14 protein-coding genes are annotated in these 15,479 nt (G+C 72.0%); 5 read left to right on the forward strand and 9 right to left on the reverse strand.

The features are described from left to right. Positions 1-39 precede the first annotated feature (39 nt). Together AB0J93_RS15485 and AB0J93_RS15490 are read left to right on the forward strand one after the other, a co-directional pair. Positions 40-930 carry an MHYT domain-containing protein gene (locus AB0J93_RS15485; RefSeq protein WP_363922216.1) on the forward strand — a complete coding sequence of 297 codons (891 nt, stop codon included), beginning with the start codon at positions 40-42 and terminating at the stop codon, positions 928-930. Between the two features lie 41 nt (positions 931-971). Next, positions 972-1,385: a type II toxin-antitoxin system Phd/YefM family antitoxin gene (locus AB0J93_RS15490; protein ID WP_363922218.1), complete on the forward strand. Its 414-nt coding sequence runs from the start codon at positions 972-974 to the stop codon at positions 1,383-1,385. Between the two features lie 105 nt (positions 1,386-1,490). Here AB0J93_RS15490 and smpB read toward each other — a convergent pair whose 3' ends face one another. The 6 genes from smpB to AB0J93_RS15520 form a co-directional block, all read right to left on the reverse strand. Next, on the reverse strand, positions 1,491-1,982 hold the full coding sequence (gene smpB / locus AB0J93_RS15495) for an SsrA-binding protein SmpB (protein ID WP_363922220.1): 492 nt from the start codon (positions 1,980-1,982) through the stop codon (positions 1,491-1,493). Between the two features lie 32 nt (positions 1,983-2,014). Further along, positions 2,015-4,372: a hypothetical protein gene (locus AB0J93_RS15500; protein ID WP_363922222.1), complete on the reverse strand. Its 2,358-nt coding sequence runs from the start codon at positions 4,370-4,372 to the stop codon at positions 2,015-2,017. 154 nt (positions 4,373-4,526) lie between these two features. Further along, entirely contained in the window at positions 4,527-5,039 is a 513-nt protein-coding gene (locus AB0J93_RS15505; RefSeq protein WP_363922224.1) for an NUDIX domain-containing protein, read from the reverse strand. Positions 5,040-5,165: 126 nt separating this feature from the next. Further along, positions 5,166-7,235, reverse strand: a complete 2,070-nt coding sequence (locus AB0J93_RS15510; RefSeq protein ID WP_363922226.1) for a glycogen debranching N-terminal domain-containing protein — start codon at positions 7,233-7,235, stop codon at positions 5,166-5,168. Further along, positions 7,232-7,675 (reverse strand): SCP2 sterol-binding domain-containing protein, encoded by a 444-nt coding sequence (locus tag AB0J93_RS15515; RefSeq protein ID WP_363922228.1) that lies wholly within the window; start codon positions 7,673-7,675, stop codon positions 7,232-7,234. The genes AB0J93_RS15510 and AB0J93_RS15515 overlap by 4 nt, the downstream gene beginning before the upstream one ends. Before the next feature lie 154 nt (positions 7,676-7,829). Next, entirely contained in the window at positions 7,830-9,158 is a 1,329-nt protein-coding gene (locus AB0J93_RS15520) for an FAD-dependent oxidoreductase (RefSeq protein ID WP_363922230.1), read from the reverse strand. A 332-nt stretch (positions 9,159-9,490) separates the two neighbouring features. Between AB0J93_RS15520 and AB0J93_RS15525 the strand changes: the two genes are divergently transcribed. Further along, entirely contained in the window at positions 9,491-9,811 is a 321-nt protein-coding gene (locus AB0J93_RS15525; RefSeq protein WP_363922232.1) for a TraR/DksA family transcriptional regulator, read from the forward strand. A gap of 22 nt (positions 9,812-9,833) precedes the next feature. On the opposite strand, the gene AB0J93_RS15530 is transcribed toward AB0J93_RS15525, so the two are convergent. Continuing rightward, complete coding sequence (locus AB0J93_RS15530) at positions 9,834-10,328, reverse strand: ATP-binding protein (protein WP_363922234.1); 495 nt, start codon at positions 10,326-10,328, stop codon at positions 9,834-9,836. Between the two features lie 62 nt (positions 10,329-10,390). Next, positions 10,391-11,263 (reverse strand): SDR family oxidoreductase, encoded by an 873-nt coding sequence (locus AB0J93_RS15535; protein WP_363922236.1) that lies wholly within the window; start codon positions 11,261-11,263, stop codon positions 10,391-10,393. A 218-nt stretch (positions 11,264-11,481) separates the two neighbouring features. On the opposite strand from AB0J93_RS15535, the gene glpK reads away from it, so the two are divergent. After that, a complete protein-coding gene (gene glpK, locus AB0J93_RS15540) occupies positions 11,482-12,999 on the forward strand; it encodes a glycerol kinase GlpK (protein WP_363922238.1) in 1,518 nt (505 codons plus the stop codon). Between the two features lie 141 nt (positions 13,000-13,140). Then, positions 13,141-14,466 carry a carbohydrate-binding domain-containing protein gene (locus AB0J93_RS15545; protein ID WP_363922240.1) on the forward strand — a complete coding sequence of 442 codons (1,326 nt, stop codon included), beginning with the start codon at positions 13,141-13,143 and terminating at the stop codon, positions 14,464-14,466. Between the two features lie 56 nt (positions 14,467-14,522). On the opposite strand, the gene AB0J93_RS15550 is transcribed toward AB0J93_RS15545, so the two are convergent. Further along, positions 14,523-15,422: a TetR family transcriptional regulator gene (locus AB0J93_RS15550; protein WP_363922242.1), complete on the reverse strand. Its 900-nt coding sequence runs from the start codon at positions 15,420-15,422 to the stop codon at positions 14,523-14,525. Between the last annotated feature and the right edge of the window lie 57 nt (positions 15,423-15,479).

Below are 15,479 nucleotides of genomic sequence, written 5' to 3' on the forward strand. Positions count from 1 at the left end.
GTGCGCTACGCGCCGGTAGCAGCTCTGGGGGGAGCCCACGTGGCGGACATCAATCACTTTGAGTACGGCTGGATCACACCGGCGTTGAGCTACGCGCTGTCGGTGCTCGGTTCCATCCTCGGCCTGGTCTGTGCCGGCCGCATCCGGAGCGCCGCCAGCACGGGCCAGAAACTCTGGTGGGGGACCCTGGCCGCGTGGGCGCTCGGCGGCACGGCGATCTGGACGATGCACTTCATGGCGATGCTGGGCTTCGCCGTGACCGGGTCGCGGATCCGCTACGACGTGCCGATCACCGTTGGCAGCGCGCTGATCGCGGTGGTCGCGGTCGGCATCGGGCTGGCGATCGTGGGCACCGGCCGGATCTCGGCCGCGCGGATCCTCGGCGGTGGCCTGTTCACCGGCACCGGGGTGGCGGCGATGCACTACACGGGAATGGCGGCGATGCGGCTGGACGGTCGGCTGCTCTACGACAACCTCCGGGTGGGGTTGTCGGTGTTGATCGCCGTGGTCGCGGCCTCCGTCGCGCTCTGGCTCGCGGTGACCGTCCGCAAGGGGACAGCGATCTTCGCCTCGGCGCTGGTGATGGGGGTGGCGGTCAACGGCATGCACTTCACCGGGATGAGCGCCCTGTCGGTGCACCTGCACGAGGAGCGGGGGGAGATCACCGGGGCGGGTGTCGGTACGTTGCTGATCCCGATCGTGCTGCTGGTCATCTTCGGCGTGGTCGGTCTGGTGTACGCGTTGCTCGCCGCGCCCACCGACGAGGACCGCGCCGCGCTCGCCTACCTGGACGCCCGGCAACCGCAGCCGCCCACGGCCACCGCGGCGCCGAACGCCAACGAACCCGATCCGGTGGGGCTGCGTGCCCGGTCGACGCTGGCCCGCCCCGGCGCCCAGTTTCCGTCCCGCCGGGACCATCCGCCGCGCTGACGGTTGCGGAAAGTGTCGTACCCGGCACCGACCATGTATTCATGGCTGTCCCCGCCCTCACTCCGCGAAACGCCCCGGCGCGCTCGCTGCCCCTTCGCGAGGCGCGCACCCGTCTCAGCCAACTCGTCGCCATGGCCGAGCTGACCGACTCGGTCACCGTGGTCACCCGCGACGGTGATCCCCGGCCGGTCGCCGCGATCGTGCCGGCGGCGGCCGCCCGCACCGTCGCCGAGGCCCGCGCCGACGCCGGGCGCCTGGCCGAGGTCACCGCCGGCTGGTCCCGACGCCTCGACGCCCAGCGGCAGCAGAGCGGGCGCCGGCACGCCGCCGAGCTGCGGGCGGTGACCACGGCGCTCGCCGAGGTCTGGGCCGAGCTGGATCGGCGCTTCCCGCCGGGCAGCGATCCCGCGCTGACCCGGTTACGCGCGGCCCACGCCCAGCTGCTCGCCGGCTGAGAGACCGTCGGGAGGCCAGGCGAGGCTTCCCGACGGTCTGAGTCGTGCCGATCAGGCGCGGCGGCGCCGTGGCACGCCGATCCGGACTGAGCTTCGTTCTCCGGCTCAGCCTCGGGCGGTGCGGCCCTTGAGTCGGCGGCCCAGCTCGCGGGCGATCTCCCGGTTGGCGTCACGTTCGGCCAGCACCTGCCGCTTGTCGTACGACCGGCGCCCCCTGGCCAGCGCCAGCTCGATCTTCGCCCAGCCGCCGGAGAAGTACATCGACAGCGGCACCAGGGTGATTCCGCCCTCACGGGTCCGGTCGAGGATCCGGGCGATCTCCACCCGGCGCAGCAGCAGCTTGCGGGTGCGCCGGGGCGCGTGGTTGGTCCAGCTGCCGTAGCCGTACTCGGCGATGTGCAGGCCGTGCAGCATGATTTCCCCGTCGTGTTCCTGTGCGAAGGCGTCCACCAGCGAGACGCGTCCCGCCCGCAGCGACTTGACCTCGGTGCCGGCGAGCACGATGCCGGCCTCGTACGTCTTGAGCACGGCGTAGTCGTGGCGGGCTCGGCGGTTCGACGCGATCAGCGTCCGCTCGGCATTGGGGGAGGTGCCCATCCGGGGAAGAATAGCCGCAGCCAACGGTCGACTCACGCCGGTTTGTCATGCTCCCGCAGCTGGACCCGCAACCGGCTGGCCAGCTCCGTCACCGCGGTCTCGAAACGCGGGTCGGATTCGCCGGGCCAGTGCCCGATGATCGAGGGCGGGACGCTGTCGCCGGGCGGCGGGACGACGTCGACCGGGTCGCGTAGCCGTCGGTCCACCGTGCCGGCGGTGCCGGCCACGGTCGGCGGACGGTCCGGTCGGTGCGGTGAGAAGACCCAGCCGCCGATCGGGTCGGTGTCCCGCCACAGGTTGATCCACCGCCAGTTGACCAGGTCGCCCACCTCACGGAGCACGTCCTCGCTGACGTAGGCCGGGAACAGCCGCGTGTAGAGCCGGCGCAGTGGTGAGCCGTAGGTCAGCAGTGCCAACCGGCCGCACACCTGGGGTGGCAGTTGCAGGATGGTGGCGGCGAGCAGCACCGAGCCGTGACTGTGCCCGGTGAGCAGTACCCCATGTCCCTGTTCGGTGAGGTGCACGATCCGTCGGCTCAGCTCCGGCACCGCGCGCTCGGCGTAGCAGGGTGGCGCGAAGGGGTGCGCCACCCGTGGCCAGAAGGTGCCGAGATCCCACAGCACGCCGACATACCTGCGGAACTGGGCCGTACGGTAGGCGAGGACGCCGCCGACGAGCAGCCCGAGCACGACCGCGGCAATGAGGAAACTGCCCAGCTGGATACCGAAGTTGGTCGCCGCGGCCGGAATCCCGGTCAACCGCTGCACCGTGGTGTCCGGTGCCAGCCTGAGCATGCCGAGCAGGCTGCTGGGCATGCCCACCCCGACGACACAGGCGTACACCACCGCGAATGTCTCCACCCGTTCGGTGAATCGCGCCCGGGCGATCATCCGCTCGACCTGGCGCAGCCGGTATCCGGCGGCCGCTGGTGCGTCGGGATAGTCGTGCGCGACGGTGGCCCGGGCGGTACGCGTTCGGCCGATACGACTGGCCAGGACGACGATCAGGGCCGCCAGCAGGGTGGCCGCCGTGGCCACCAGGAAGACGAAGATGGCCCACTTGTAGCCCAGCGGCGGGCTGATCTCCCGTTCACCGTCGGCGTCGGCGCGGCGGTTGAGGAAATCGGCGACCCGATAGACAAGGTCGGCGGAGATCGCCACCGCCAGACCGGTCGCGGTCGCCGCGATCACGGGCGCACCCAGCCCTTGCAGCGGCCCGGCGCCGAGTCCGTTACGGCCAAAACCGCGACGCGCCTCATCGGGCTCGACACTGGGTGCCGGGTCGCGGCCGGCGGGTCGGCGGTCGGGCGGTTCGGCGCTGCGGGGGTTGTCCGCAGCGCTTCGGCGTGCCCGGCTCCGGGCGATAAGCGCGCTCGTGCCGAGCAGGAACAGCAGCAGCGCCTGGGAGAAGATGACCAGCCCGACGGCGGTGGCGTAGCCGGGCAGCCCGTCCCGGATCCGCCACGGAGTGGGGTCGACCGACACCGCGACCAGCACCACAGCGATCAGTACGAAGGCCAGGTTGCGCAGCCCGCGCGCGATCCGGTCCGCGTACGAGCCGGTCGGCAGCAGGTCGACGAACGGGTGCGCGCAGACCAGCACGATGCAGGCCAACAGCACCGCCCCGCTGACGCCGGCCAGGGCGAGGCTGAGCGGCGACGGGCCCGAACCGATCCGGGCGGCGACCAGACCGAGACCGAGGGTCATCAGGCCGGCGGCTCCATGCAGGGAGCAGAGCCGGTCGACGGTCGGCGCGGTGTCCCACTGGCCCACCGCGCTGAGCTGGTAACCCCCTGAGGTGCTGATGGGGGTGTGGAAGGCGTCGAAGTTGCGGCCGGGGCGGACGCCGAGCAGCCAGACCAACATGAGCGCACCGAAGGGCAGGAGCGCGAAGACGGCCAGGGTCAGCCCGGGAGGTCGGTCGCTGATCCAGGACAGCCACGGCCGCCCGGTCAGACAGGACGGGTTCGGCACGCACCGCCAGGCGATCAGGTCCAACGCCACGCCCATCGCCGCGAGCACGTACAGCATGGTGAGGGTGAGGGCGAGCAGCCGGCACAACGCCTTCACCCCGGAACCGGACCTGCCCCGGGGGGCCGGCCGCATCCAGATCGCGACGTTGCACAGCATGAAGGGCAGCAGGAACATCAGCGACAGGGTCCGGACGATGGTGCCGGAGGGCAGGTCGCTCCAGCGGTACGCCTCCAACGTCACGCCCGCCGGGCCTCTGGTGTCCGGATAGCCCGGACGAGGCCGGTAGAACCCGCCGCTGCGGTCCCCGGTGACCTGGTGACTGTGCGGGCGGTCGAGGATCTGTTCGGCGCTGGCGCTGGACACGCCGTGCACCCGGAGCTCCACGACGTCGTCCGACGTCCCCGGTTCGCTGCTCATCGACCCCCCGGAACGTGTCCACAGGCCCGACCCGGCGCGGGCCCGTCGCCCCGGCGCTCCGGTGCGGTCTCGCCCGTCTACCCGCCGCGTCGCCGAACACGCCTGCCTCCGGCGGTCGGCCGGTCAGGCCAGCCCGGTCAGGTCGGCCAGCCGGTCAGGTCGGCTGGCGGCCGAGGACGTCGGCCAGCACCTCGGTGTGGGTGGAGAAGGCCAGCTCGGTCGGTTCGGTCACCACCAGCCACTCGGTGGCCTCCGCGGTCGGCGCCGAGGGCGGAAGCTCCTCGGCTGGGCGTACCGGCAGCTCTCCGAAGATCAGCATGGTGCCGCCGGCCGGCGCGCTGTGCACCGCGACCAGTGTGGCGCCGGCCGCCTCGGCATGCAGCCCGGTCTCCTCGCGCAGTTCGCGGACCAGGGCGTCCTGCCACCGTTCGCCGTACTCGATGAACCCACCGGGCAGCGCGAGCAGCCCGCGGGCGGGTTCGATGTCCCGCCGGACGACGACCACGCCGAGGCCGGTGGCGGTCAGCACCGGCTGTACGGCCACCGCCACCGGCAACGGGTTACGCCAGACCTGCTGACCACAGCTCGCGCAGAGCCGGGGCCAGTCGACCGGCGGCGGGTAGGCCGCGCCGCAGTACGAACAATGCGAGTACGCCACGCCACTCATGCCGCAGCACGTTACCGGGCATGCGGCCGGGCGCCGCCGCCCGGAGGACCGCCCGATCAGCTTGGGAGAGCACCCGACGTGGTCGGCGGTGGCGCGGACCTGCCCGGCTGGTGCGGGCGGACCGGCTCACCGCGTGTCGGCACGCACTGCTGGCAGGCCGTCGACGCGGGCGTTGCCGATCGCGTCCTTACGGCCCCAGCGTCCCGGGATGTTCAGCAGCTCGATCCGGCCGAAGCGCGGCGGGATCTCCGGGTGCACCACCAGGTGCTCGCCGTACGGTTTCAGGCCGAGCAGGGTGCTCAGCAGCAGGAAGGTGGCACCGGTGGCGGAGGCCTGGGGGCTGTTCGCGGCCGGGTACGGCACCGGATAGCGGGTCAGTTCGCGGTCGTAGCCGGCGAAGGCCTCCGGCATCCGCCCGGCGAAGTGCTGCGACGCCTCGATGATGGATTCGGCGATGACTCCCGCCTCCTCGACGAAGCCGTACTGGCGCAGCCCGCAGGCGATCAGCGAGTTGTCGAACGGCCACACCGTACCCACGTGGTAACCGAGCGGGTTGTAGCTGGCCTGCCCGGTGGCCAGCGTCCGCACCCCCCAGCCCGAGAAGAGTCGTGGCCCGAGCAGGTGACCGGCGACCGCGGCGGCCCGGGAGGGGTCCACGATGCCACTCCACAACAGGTGGCCCATGTTCGACGCCAGCGCGTCCACCTGGTCGCCGTCGGGGCCGAGCGCCAGCGCGAAGTACTCGCCCCCGTCGATCCAGAAGTCCCGGTTGAACCGTCGCTTGAGCTCCTCGGCCTGCCGTTCCAGGCGTTCGGCGTACGCCGGGTCGCCCCAGAACTCACGGGCCAGCCGGGCCCCGCGCCGCTTGGCGTCGTACGCGTACCCCTGCAACTCGCAGGTGGCGCGGGGCAGCCCCGGCAGCCGGCCGTCCCGGTAGCAGATCGCCTCCGGCGAGTCCTTCCAGCAGTGGTTCTGCGCCCCGCTCTCGTCGTTGCGTGGCTGGTACCAGAGGTAGCCGTCGCCGCGCAGGTCGCCGTACTCGTCGATCCAGTGCAACGCCGCGCGGGCGGCGTCCTCCAGGTCCCGCACCAGCGCGGCGTCGCCGGTCCAGCGTTCGTACTCGTCGAGCAGCACGATGAACAGGGGGGTCACGTCCGCCCCACCGTAGTACGGCGACTGGGGGCGATGTTCGAAGGCGGCCATCTCCCCGTACCGGAACTCGTTGAGGATCTTGCCGGGTTCCTCGTCCCGGAAGTCGTCGAGCACCGTGCCCTGGTCGATGGCGAGCAGGCGCAACGTGGTCGCCGCCATCCGGGGTACGAACGGCAGCGTCTGGTAGCAGGTGAGGAGGTTGTCGCGGCCGATGATGGTGGCCGACCAGGGCAACCCGGCGGCGAGCATGGTCTCGTGCGGCAGCGCCAGCGGAGAGAAACGCAGGCCGGCCAGGTCCACCAGCCCGCGCTGGTAGGTGGTACACACCGAACCCCAGTCGCATTGCAGCCGGGGGGCTTCGGCGACCCACTGGCTGAGGTCCTGGCGCAACTCGAGGCCAACCTTGCCGCGTGGATGCCGCAGCCGCTCCCGGATGTCCGCCCCGTCCGGGCGCAGCACCTGCCCTTGTACCCGCAGGGTCGTGCTCCACCGGCCCTGCGGGTCCACCCGGATCCGGAAGGTCAGCCCGCGTTCGTCGAACTCTGCCGGTTCGCTGGTCGCGATGTCGGTGACCCGGTGGAACTTCTCCCGCCGGAAGCCGAGCCGCAGACCACCCCCCGACACCTCGCGGTAGCCGCGCAGCGCCGACCCGTGCGGCCAGACCACGTTGTAGACCGGGGCGAAGTCGCTGTCCGCGTCGATGCGCAGCACGTAGTCGACGGGGTCGTTGGTGTGGTTGAGCACGGTGAGCCGCTCGACGAAGGCGCTGTCGGAGATCCACCGGTCGCGGATCACCGAAACCTTCGCGTCGACGTAGTGGGTCGGGTGACCGGGGACCAGGAAGAACCGGATCTTGTAGTAGCTCGGATCGTGCACGGCCAGCGGGTGCAGCCGTTCCCCGTCGAGACGCAGCCGCCAGGTGGACAGGAAGCGGGTGTCGAAGGCGAAGAATCCACTCGGATTGGTGGGGCTGAAATCCATGTCGCCGTTGTCATCGCTCAGCGCGTAGATGTTGCCGTCGAGGATGCGGACCAGTTTCCTCACTGCGGCTCCCCGTCGCCGGCCGGGAAGGCCGCCTCGCCCGGCGGCGGCTGTCGGCATTCGGCCAGGGCGTGGGGATGCTGGCGGGCGGCGACCTCGCGGGGGTGGTGGGCGTTGGGCGGCGGTGCGAACAGCCGCTCCAGCATGACGACGAAACGGAACTCGCCGTCGGCGGTGAAGTCGTTGCGCAGCCACGCCGGCAGGGGCTTGACCTCGCCGCGGGCCATCCGGAGGAAGAACTGCGCGTCGGTGCAGATCACCGTGTCCGCATCCGCCACGTCGTCGCGCGACACCGTGATCCGGCCCTGGTCGATGCTGACCAGCCAGTGCTCGACCCGGTCGGGATAGCTCAGGTCGAATCGCACGGTGCCGGAGACCTGCCGAAGCATTCGCCCCCCACCCTCGGCGAGACCGTCGAAGAAGTCGCGCACAGCCTCCGACATCCCGGCACCTCCTGCGGGCCGTGCCCGGCCGACGAGGGCTGGTGCCAGGGTGGCCCGAGCCGGCGGCGAAGCGCCGGTCAACTCCTCCGCCACCGTCACCTTAACGGCTTTGGTCCGCTCTGGTGCTGGTATGTGCTGGCTGGCTCACCTTCACCTAGGTCCGGGCAGGTATCCCGGTCAGCACCTCGTCGGCGGCACGCTCGCCGGCCTCGATCGCCCCGTCGAGGTAGCCGGTCCAGCGGACCGCGGTCTCGGTGCCCGCCCAGTGGATCCGGCCCACCGGCGCACGCAGCCACGGCCCGTACTCCGACCAGGAGCCGGGGGTCAGCGCGCCGCTGAAGCAACCACGGGTCCACGGGTCGGCCGACCAGTCGTGGTCGATGACCTCCTCGACCTGCCGCGCGGTCGGTCCGGCGATCTCCGCCAGTGCGTCGAGCAGGGCCGTCGCGCGTGCCGATGGCGCCATCGCCCGCAGCGCGTTGGCCGCCGTCCCGTAGCTGAACATGGTCAGCACCCCGCGTGGCGAGGTCGGCGTGCCGCTGTCGACGGTCTCGGTGATCGGACCGTCGGAGCAGGTGGCGACCCCGGACCAGCCATCGGCCCGCCAGAACGGTTGCGGGTAGATGGCGTGCACCTTGAGTGCCGACCCCATCGGCATCCGCTGGGTCAGCCCGTCCCGTAGCGCCGGCAGCGCGGGGACGTACCGGAGGCGGCCGGCCAGGGTCGGCGGTACCGCGACCACCACGGCGGCGGCCTCGAAGCGTTCGGTCTCGGCACGAACCAGCACACCGGCGTCGTGCTGTTCGATCGCGACCACCGGGGTGGACAAGCGCACCACACCGGGGCCGAGCCCGGCGGCCATCGCCTCGGCCAGCGCCGCCGGTCCGCCGACGATCCGATCCTGCTGCGCGCCGCCGGCCATTGCCAGCAGCGCCGCGGCCCCACCACCGCTGCGCAGGTAGCAGGCCATCTGGAGCACGGACACCTTGCTCGCGGAGGTGGCCAGCAGTCCACCGGCGAGCAACCGGTCGACGTAGCGGGCCGTCACCGGATCCGGCGCGGTGCCCGCCAACCAGTCGCCCAGGGTGGTCTCGTCCCACCGGGCCGCCTCGGGCACCGTCCACGGCGCGGCCGGGTCGAGCCGCCCGGCGTACCCGTCGAGCAGGTCGACGACGCGGGCCGCGACGTCCGGCGCCGCGTCTCGCCGTACGCCGTCCCACATCACCACCGGTGCGCCGACCGCGGCGGACGGGAACGTGTCCAGCGCGTACCTGCGCACCAGGGCCTGGACCCGGTCCTGGCCGGGACCGATCCACTGCGCGCCCAGGTCGAGTTGCGTACCGTCGTCGAGCCATCGGGTCAACGTCCGGCCACCGACCCGGTCGCGGGCCTCCAGCACCCGCACCCGTACGCCGGCGCGGGCGAGGCGGAGCGCGGCGGCCAGACCGGAGCACCCGGCACCGACCACGAGGACGTCGGTCACGCCCCGGTCTACCCGCTGAGGGCCGGAGCGCACCGTGCCGATCCGTCCCGTGCGGTGGAGATCGGCATTGGTTTCCGGCCGGCCGCCGCCTATGGTGGTCCGATGCGAACCGCCGCGCTGCTCAACCGCGCCGCCGCCGTCACGGCGGCGGCGCCGGCTGGGCTGCGCGTGCCGGGCGCGGCCACCCCAGCGCCCCGGGTCCGGGCGCGGGCCGGTCACGGCCAGCCGCGTCCCGCAGGTCGCAGCCCTCCGGAAACCGTGCACATACACGTGACGGCAAGGGCGAAGCGCACAGCTTCGGCCCTTTTTCTTTTTCCGGAGAGGGAACCGACATGAGCGAACGGACCGGCACTTACGACAAGCAGTGGCGCACCGAACTCGAGGCGACGCTGAACCACGAGTTCGAGGCCCAGACGGCTCGGCTGACCGAGTTGACGGCCGACACCGGGGACCCGGCGGAGGCGCACACCAACGCCGCGCTGATCGCCGCCACCCGGCAGAGCCTCGACCAGATCTCCGGGGCGCTGCGGCGCCTGACCGCCGGCGGCTACGGCAGCTGCGAGCGGTGCGGAACGGAGATCCCCCGGGAACGCCTGGAGATCCTGCCGCACGCGCGGTTCTGCGTGCCGTGCCAGCAGAAGCAGAACGGCTGACCGGGTGGACCGGCCGCCCGCCTCACGGGTGCGGCGGCCGGTCCGTGGCCACCTCGGGCGACCCGGACGGATCGCTGCGCAGGCTGGCGGTGACGGTCGCGGTCAGACCGTCGGGCCGGCGGGTCAGCGTCAACGCCCCGGTCAGGTGATGGGCGAGCCAGAGACCCCGGCCGCCCGGGGTGTTCGTCGCCGGCAGGTTCACCGGCAGGTCCCCGCCGCGCTCGTGGCCGTGATCGGTGACCTCACAGACGAGCAGGTCGGCCCGCCGGTACAGGTCGAGTCGCCCCCGGCCGCCGCCGTGCAGCACGGCGTTGGTGACCAGTTCGTGCACGGCCAGGACCAGATCCTCGGCCGGATCGCCGGTGAGACCGGCGGCGGCCACCCGGGCGGTGAGCAGGTGCCGCAGCGCCGTCACGGTCTGCGCGGTGAATGACTCGGACAGCAGTGGGGTCTCCTCGCCGCCGCCGGAGGCCGGGTCGCGGGAATCCCGGGCGTCCGGCGGGCCGAGGTAGTTCATGCAGGCAGAGTACGTCGTCCACGAACATCCGCGACCTTTGCCAAGGGGCAACCATCCGGACGCTACTGACCGCCCTCCACCGACGTCCGGCCGAAGGACCGGCCGAGGCGGTGTACCTCCGCCTCCATCCGCTCGGCCAGCTCCGCCCCGCCGAAGCGGTCGATCAGCCGGTCGGCGAACCCGCTGAGCACCACCGGGCGCAACGCCTGGACCAGGGCGATGGACCGTGGCACGTAGACCTTGCGGCGGCGACCTTCGATGCCGCGCAGCAGCGCCTCGGCGCACCGCTCGACACTGACCACGGTGTTCAGCGGCCAGGGCAGTCTGCGCTGCGCGGTGTGGAACGAGGCGAGGTCGTCGCGGATGTCGCGCACCAGGTCGGTGTCGATCCAGATCGGGTGCGCGGTGCCCACGGTGAGTCCCCGGCGGCGGTTCTCCAGCCGCAGCACGTTGCCGAACTGCTCGACCCCGGCCTTCGACGCGCAGTACGCGGCCATCCCGGGCATCGCGGCGAAGGCCGCCGCCGACGAGACGATCAGGACGTGACCGCGGGCGGCGCGCACGTGCGGCAGCGCCGCGCTGACCGTGCGGACCACGCCGGTCAGGTTCACCTCGATGGTGCGTGCCAGGGCGTCGACCGGGCCGGTGGACACGGTGCCGATGTTGGCGATGCCGGCGTTGGCCACCACCACGTCGATGCCGCCGTAACGCTGCACGGTCGAGGCGACGGCGTCGTCGAGACCCGCCTGGTCGGTGACGTCGCACTCGTACCAGTGCCCGCCCACCTCGGCGGCGACCTGCCGCAACAGCACCGGTTCCAGGCCGACGAGGGCGACCCGGGCGCCCCGGGCCGCGGCGGCCCGGGCCAGTTGGGCGCCGATACCCCGGGCCGCGCCGGTGATCAGGATGGTCCGGTCGCGTAGGTCTAACCGCATGCTGCGCTCCTGGTCCCGGTCGCCGCCAGCGGCGACCCAGTGGTGGTCTGCCGAACGGTACCGGGCATCCGCCGACCGACCCACCCGGTGCCGGTCGGTCCGGCGCGCGCCCGCCCCTCCCGGCGTCCGGACCGTGCGTTCGTGGTGGGCGGCGCGGACATCGGGAAGGATCTACCCCGAGGCCGTACCGCAGCGAGGACCAGGACAAGGAGAACCGCATGGCTGACTTCGTCGGCGCCGTGGACCAGGGCACCACCAGCACCCGGTTCATGATCTTCGACCACGGTGGCAACGAGGTCGGCCGCCACCAGCTCGAACACCAGCAGATCCTGCCGCGCGCCGGCTGGGTCGAGCACAACCCGCTGGAGATCTGGGAGCGGACCCAGACCGTCGTGCGGACGGCGCTGAACACGCACAGCCTGGCCGCGGGCGACCTGGCGGCCCTCGGCGTCACCAACCAGCGGGAGACGACGGTGGTGTGGAACCGGCGCACCGGCCGGCCGTACTACAACGCCATCGTCTGGCAGGACACCCGGACCGACCGGATCGCCTCGGCGCTGGAGCGCGACGGGCGTGGCGAGGTCATCCGCCGCAAGGCCGGCCTCCCACCGGCGACCTACTTCTCCGGCGGCAAGATCCAGTGGATTCTGGAGAACGTCGACGGGGTGCGGGCGGACGCCGAACGCGGAGAGGCGATCTTCGGGAACACCGACACCTGGCTGCTGTGGCACCTCACCGGTGGTACGGACGGCGGTGCCCACGTCACCGACCCCACAAACGCCAGCCGGACCATGCTGATGAACCTGGAAACCCTGGACTGGGACGACGAGCTGCTGTCCATCTTCGGCATTCCGCGCGCCATGCTGCCCCGGATCGTCCCGTCGTCCGATCCGGACGCCTACGGCGTCACCCTGCCCAACGGGCCGTTCGCCGGCCCGGTCCCGATCACCGGGGACCTGGGCGACCAACAGGCGGCCACCGTCGGTCAGGTCTGCTTCGCGCCGGGCGAGGCGAAGAACACCTACGGTACGGGCAACTTCATGCTGTTGAACACCGGACCGGAGATCGTCCGCTCCGAGGCCGGGCTGCTCACCACCGTGTGCTATCAGTTCGCCGGCCAGCCACCGGTCTACGCCCTCGAAGGTTCGATCGCCGTCACCGGTTCGGCCGTGCAGTGGCTCCGCGACCAGTTGAAGATCATCAGTAGTGCGGCGCAGAGCGAGGACCTCGCCCGCCAGGTCGACGACAACGGCGGCGTCTACTTCGTACCGGCCTTCTCCGGCCTGTTCGCCCCGTACTGGCGATCCGACGCCCGGGGCGCGATCGTCGGCCTCTCCCGCTACAACACCGACGCCCACATCGCCCGGGCGACGCTGGAAGCCATCTGCTACCAGAGCCGCGACGTGGCCGAGGCCATGGCGCGGGACTCGGGCGTAGCGCTGGAGTGCCTCAAGGTCGACGGCGGCGTCACCGTCAACGACCTGTGCATGCAGTTGCAGGCGGACATCCTCGGCGTGCCGGTCAGCCGGCCGGTGGTCGCCGAGACCACCGCCCTCGGCGCGGCCTACGCCGCCGGACTGGCCGTCGGATTCTGGCGGGACACCGACGAGCTGCGGGAGAACTGGAACGAGAGCCGGCGTTGGCAGCCGTCCTGGTCGCCCGAGCAGCGTGCGGGCGGCTACGCCGGCTGGCGGAAGGCGGTGCAGCGCACGCTGGACTGGGTCGACGTCGGCTGACACCTCCACCGCGCCGCCGGTCACGTTTCGCCGAGGTTAACGTCACTGCGTGTCAATGTCGCGGTGCCGGAATGTCCGGTCGGTCTGCCTTAGCATCCCGATGTCCGGCAGCTGCCGGAGGTGTGCACAGGGAGGGCATCCATGCGGATCACGCGCGCGATCATGGCGGTCGTGGTCGTGCTGTCGGCCGGCGTACTGGCCGGCGTGGCGCACGCGGCGTCGCCGTTCACCGTGGTCAACGGCTCGATCCAACCGGCGACGGGCACGCCCCGGCCGCCGTCGGGCACCCACGCCACGCTGTGGCACAACGCCAGCTACGCCAGCATTCCGGTGCCGGGCGCCGGGCGGCTGGTCGTCGGTGCGATCGGCGACCACTGCGACGGCTGGCCGACCCTGCGGGTCCGGGTGGGCGGCGAGCTGATCGGCGAGGTCACCGTGACCAGCGCCACCGACTACGGCAGCTATCCGGTCGGTGGGCAGCTGCCGGCGGGCCGGCACGACGTCCGGGTCGAGCTGGTCAACGACCGGTACACCGGCGCGTGCGACCGCAACGCACACCTGGCGTACGTGCGCATGCAGCCGCCTCCGGCGGTCGACAGCACCTTCACTTTCGCCGTGGTTCCGGACACCCAGGAGGAGGTGCTGTCCGCCGACGACACCCGACTGCGCCAGCGGGTCGACTGGCTGGTCGCCCAGCGCGTCCCCCTCGACCTGCGTTTCGTGACGCACTCCGGCGACGTGGTCAACTACGACTCACCCGGCCACGTGCAGTACGAACGGGCCCGGGCCGCGTTGCGTCCGCTGGAGACGGCGGGCATGCCGTACAGCCTCGCCGTCGGCAACCACGACACCCAGGCCGCCGGCCCGGACGGGGAACTACGCAGCCCCGCCGGGCGACTGCTGCGCGACACGACGGTGTTCAACCGCTACTTCACGGCGGGGCGGTTCGGGGCGGTGCGCGGCCGGTTCGAGGCCGGCAAGGTGGACAACGCCTACGCCACCTACACCGCCGGTGGGGTGCGGTGGCTGGTGCTGAGCCTGGAACTGTGGCCACGCCGGGCGGCCGTCGCCTGGGCGAAGGCGGTCGTGGCCGCCCATCCTCGGCACAACGTCGTGATCGTCACCCACCACTACCTGGAGAGCGACGCCTCGATCGGTCAGTCGGCCGGCTACGGCTCGACCAGTCCGCGGTACCTTTTCGACAATCTCGTGGCGCGGTACCCCAACATCCGGTTCGTCTTCTCCGGCCACACCGGCACGGCGGCCTCCCGGGTGGACACCGGCGTCCACGGCAACCGGGTCCACTCCTTCCTGCAGACGTTCCACTCCCGCCGGACCAACCCGGTGCGGCTGGTGGAGATCGACACGGCGGCCGACTCGCTGCGTACCTGGATCTACGCGCCGCACACCGATGAGGAGTTTCCGGCGCACGAGCGCACGTACACCGGGCTCGGCCTGGTGCGGTGACCTGCCGTCGGGGCGGCCCGGCCGCCCCCGACGAACGTCTCAGTGGTGTCTCGAAACTATCTTAGAACCGTCTCGTTATCGTCGTCCGGTTCGAGGTGGCGGTAGACGGTGGCGCGCGACACGCCGAACTCGGCGGCGATCTCGTCGGCCGAGTGGGTGCCCGCCAGATGCATCCGGCGGGCCGCCCGCACCTGTTCCGGGCTCATCGACCGCGGGCGTCCCGGCCGCCGCCGGCCCACCCGCCCCGCTGCTGCGGTAGCGGAGGCCGCGTCGGTGGCTCCGGCTCCGCTGGCTGTCCCGGGGGAATCCAGCGCCGCCCCGGTGTCGGTCCTGACCGTCGCGGCCTGGTCGGTCGGCTCGGGTCCGTGGTCCGTCCCGGGTTCGCCGGTCGTTCCGGTGTGGGCGGCGGCTGGCGTCTCGTCCAGCAGGCGGTGGGCGCCGTCGAGCATGTCGCCCCGCAGTACCGACGGGGGAACGTCGATCATGAACACCACCGGGTCGCTGCACATGGCGATGGCCTGGACCGCCCGGACCCGGTCCCGGCGTCCGGCGTCCGGTCCGGCGACGATCTCGTTTGCCCGCATCGCGATCTGCATCAGTCGGTGGTAGGTGCTGCCCCGGTCGACGAGCGCGAGGTCGTGGAAGAGCATGCCGAGGGGGCCGCGGTGCGCGAGCATGGTGTCCACCCAGCCCTCCAGCAGCGCCCATCTCGCCTGCCGGCCGGGTAGCGCCCCGGCCTCGTCCAGCAGCGCCTCCAGGTCGCGGATCAGTGGCTCGGCGAGTGCGGTGAGCAGATGCGCCTTGCTGGGGAAGTGGTAGAGGATGGCGGCCTTGGTCAGTCGCAACCGTTCGGCGATCTGCCGCAGGGAGGTGCGTTGGTAGCCCTGCTCGGCGAAGAGGTCCGATGCGGTGCGCAGGATCCGGCTGCGGGTGCCGTCGGTCTCCTCCCAGGTCATGCGCCAAGCGTAGTGCCTCCTGACCGCCGGGTGGGACGCCTCGCGTCGACCCCTTAC

The sequence above is a fragment of the Micromonospora sp. NPDC049374 genome, from assembly GCF_040677165.1.
Lineage (GTDB): Bacteria > Actinomycetota > Actinomycetes > Mycobacteriales > Micromonosporaceae > Micromonospora.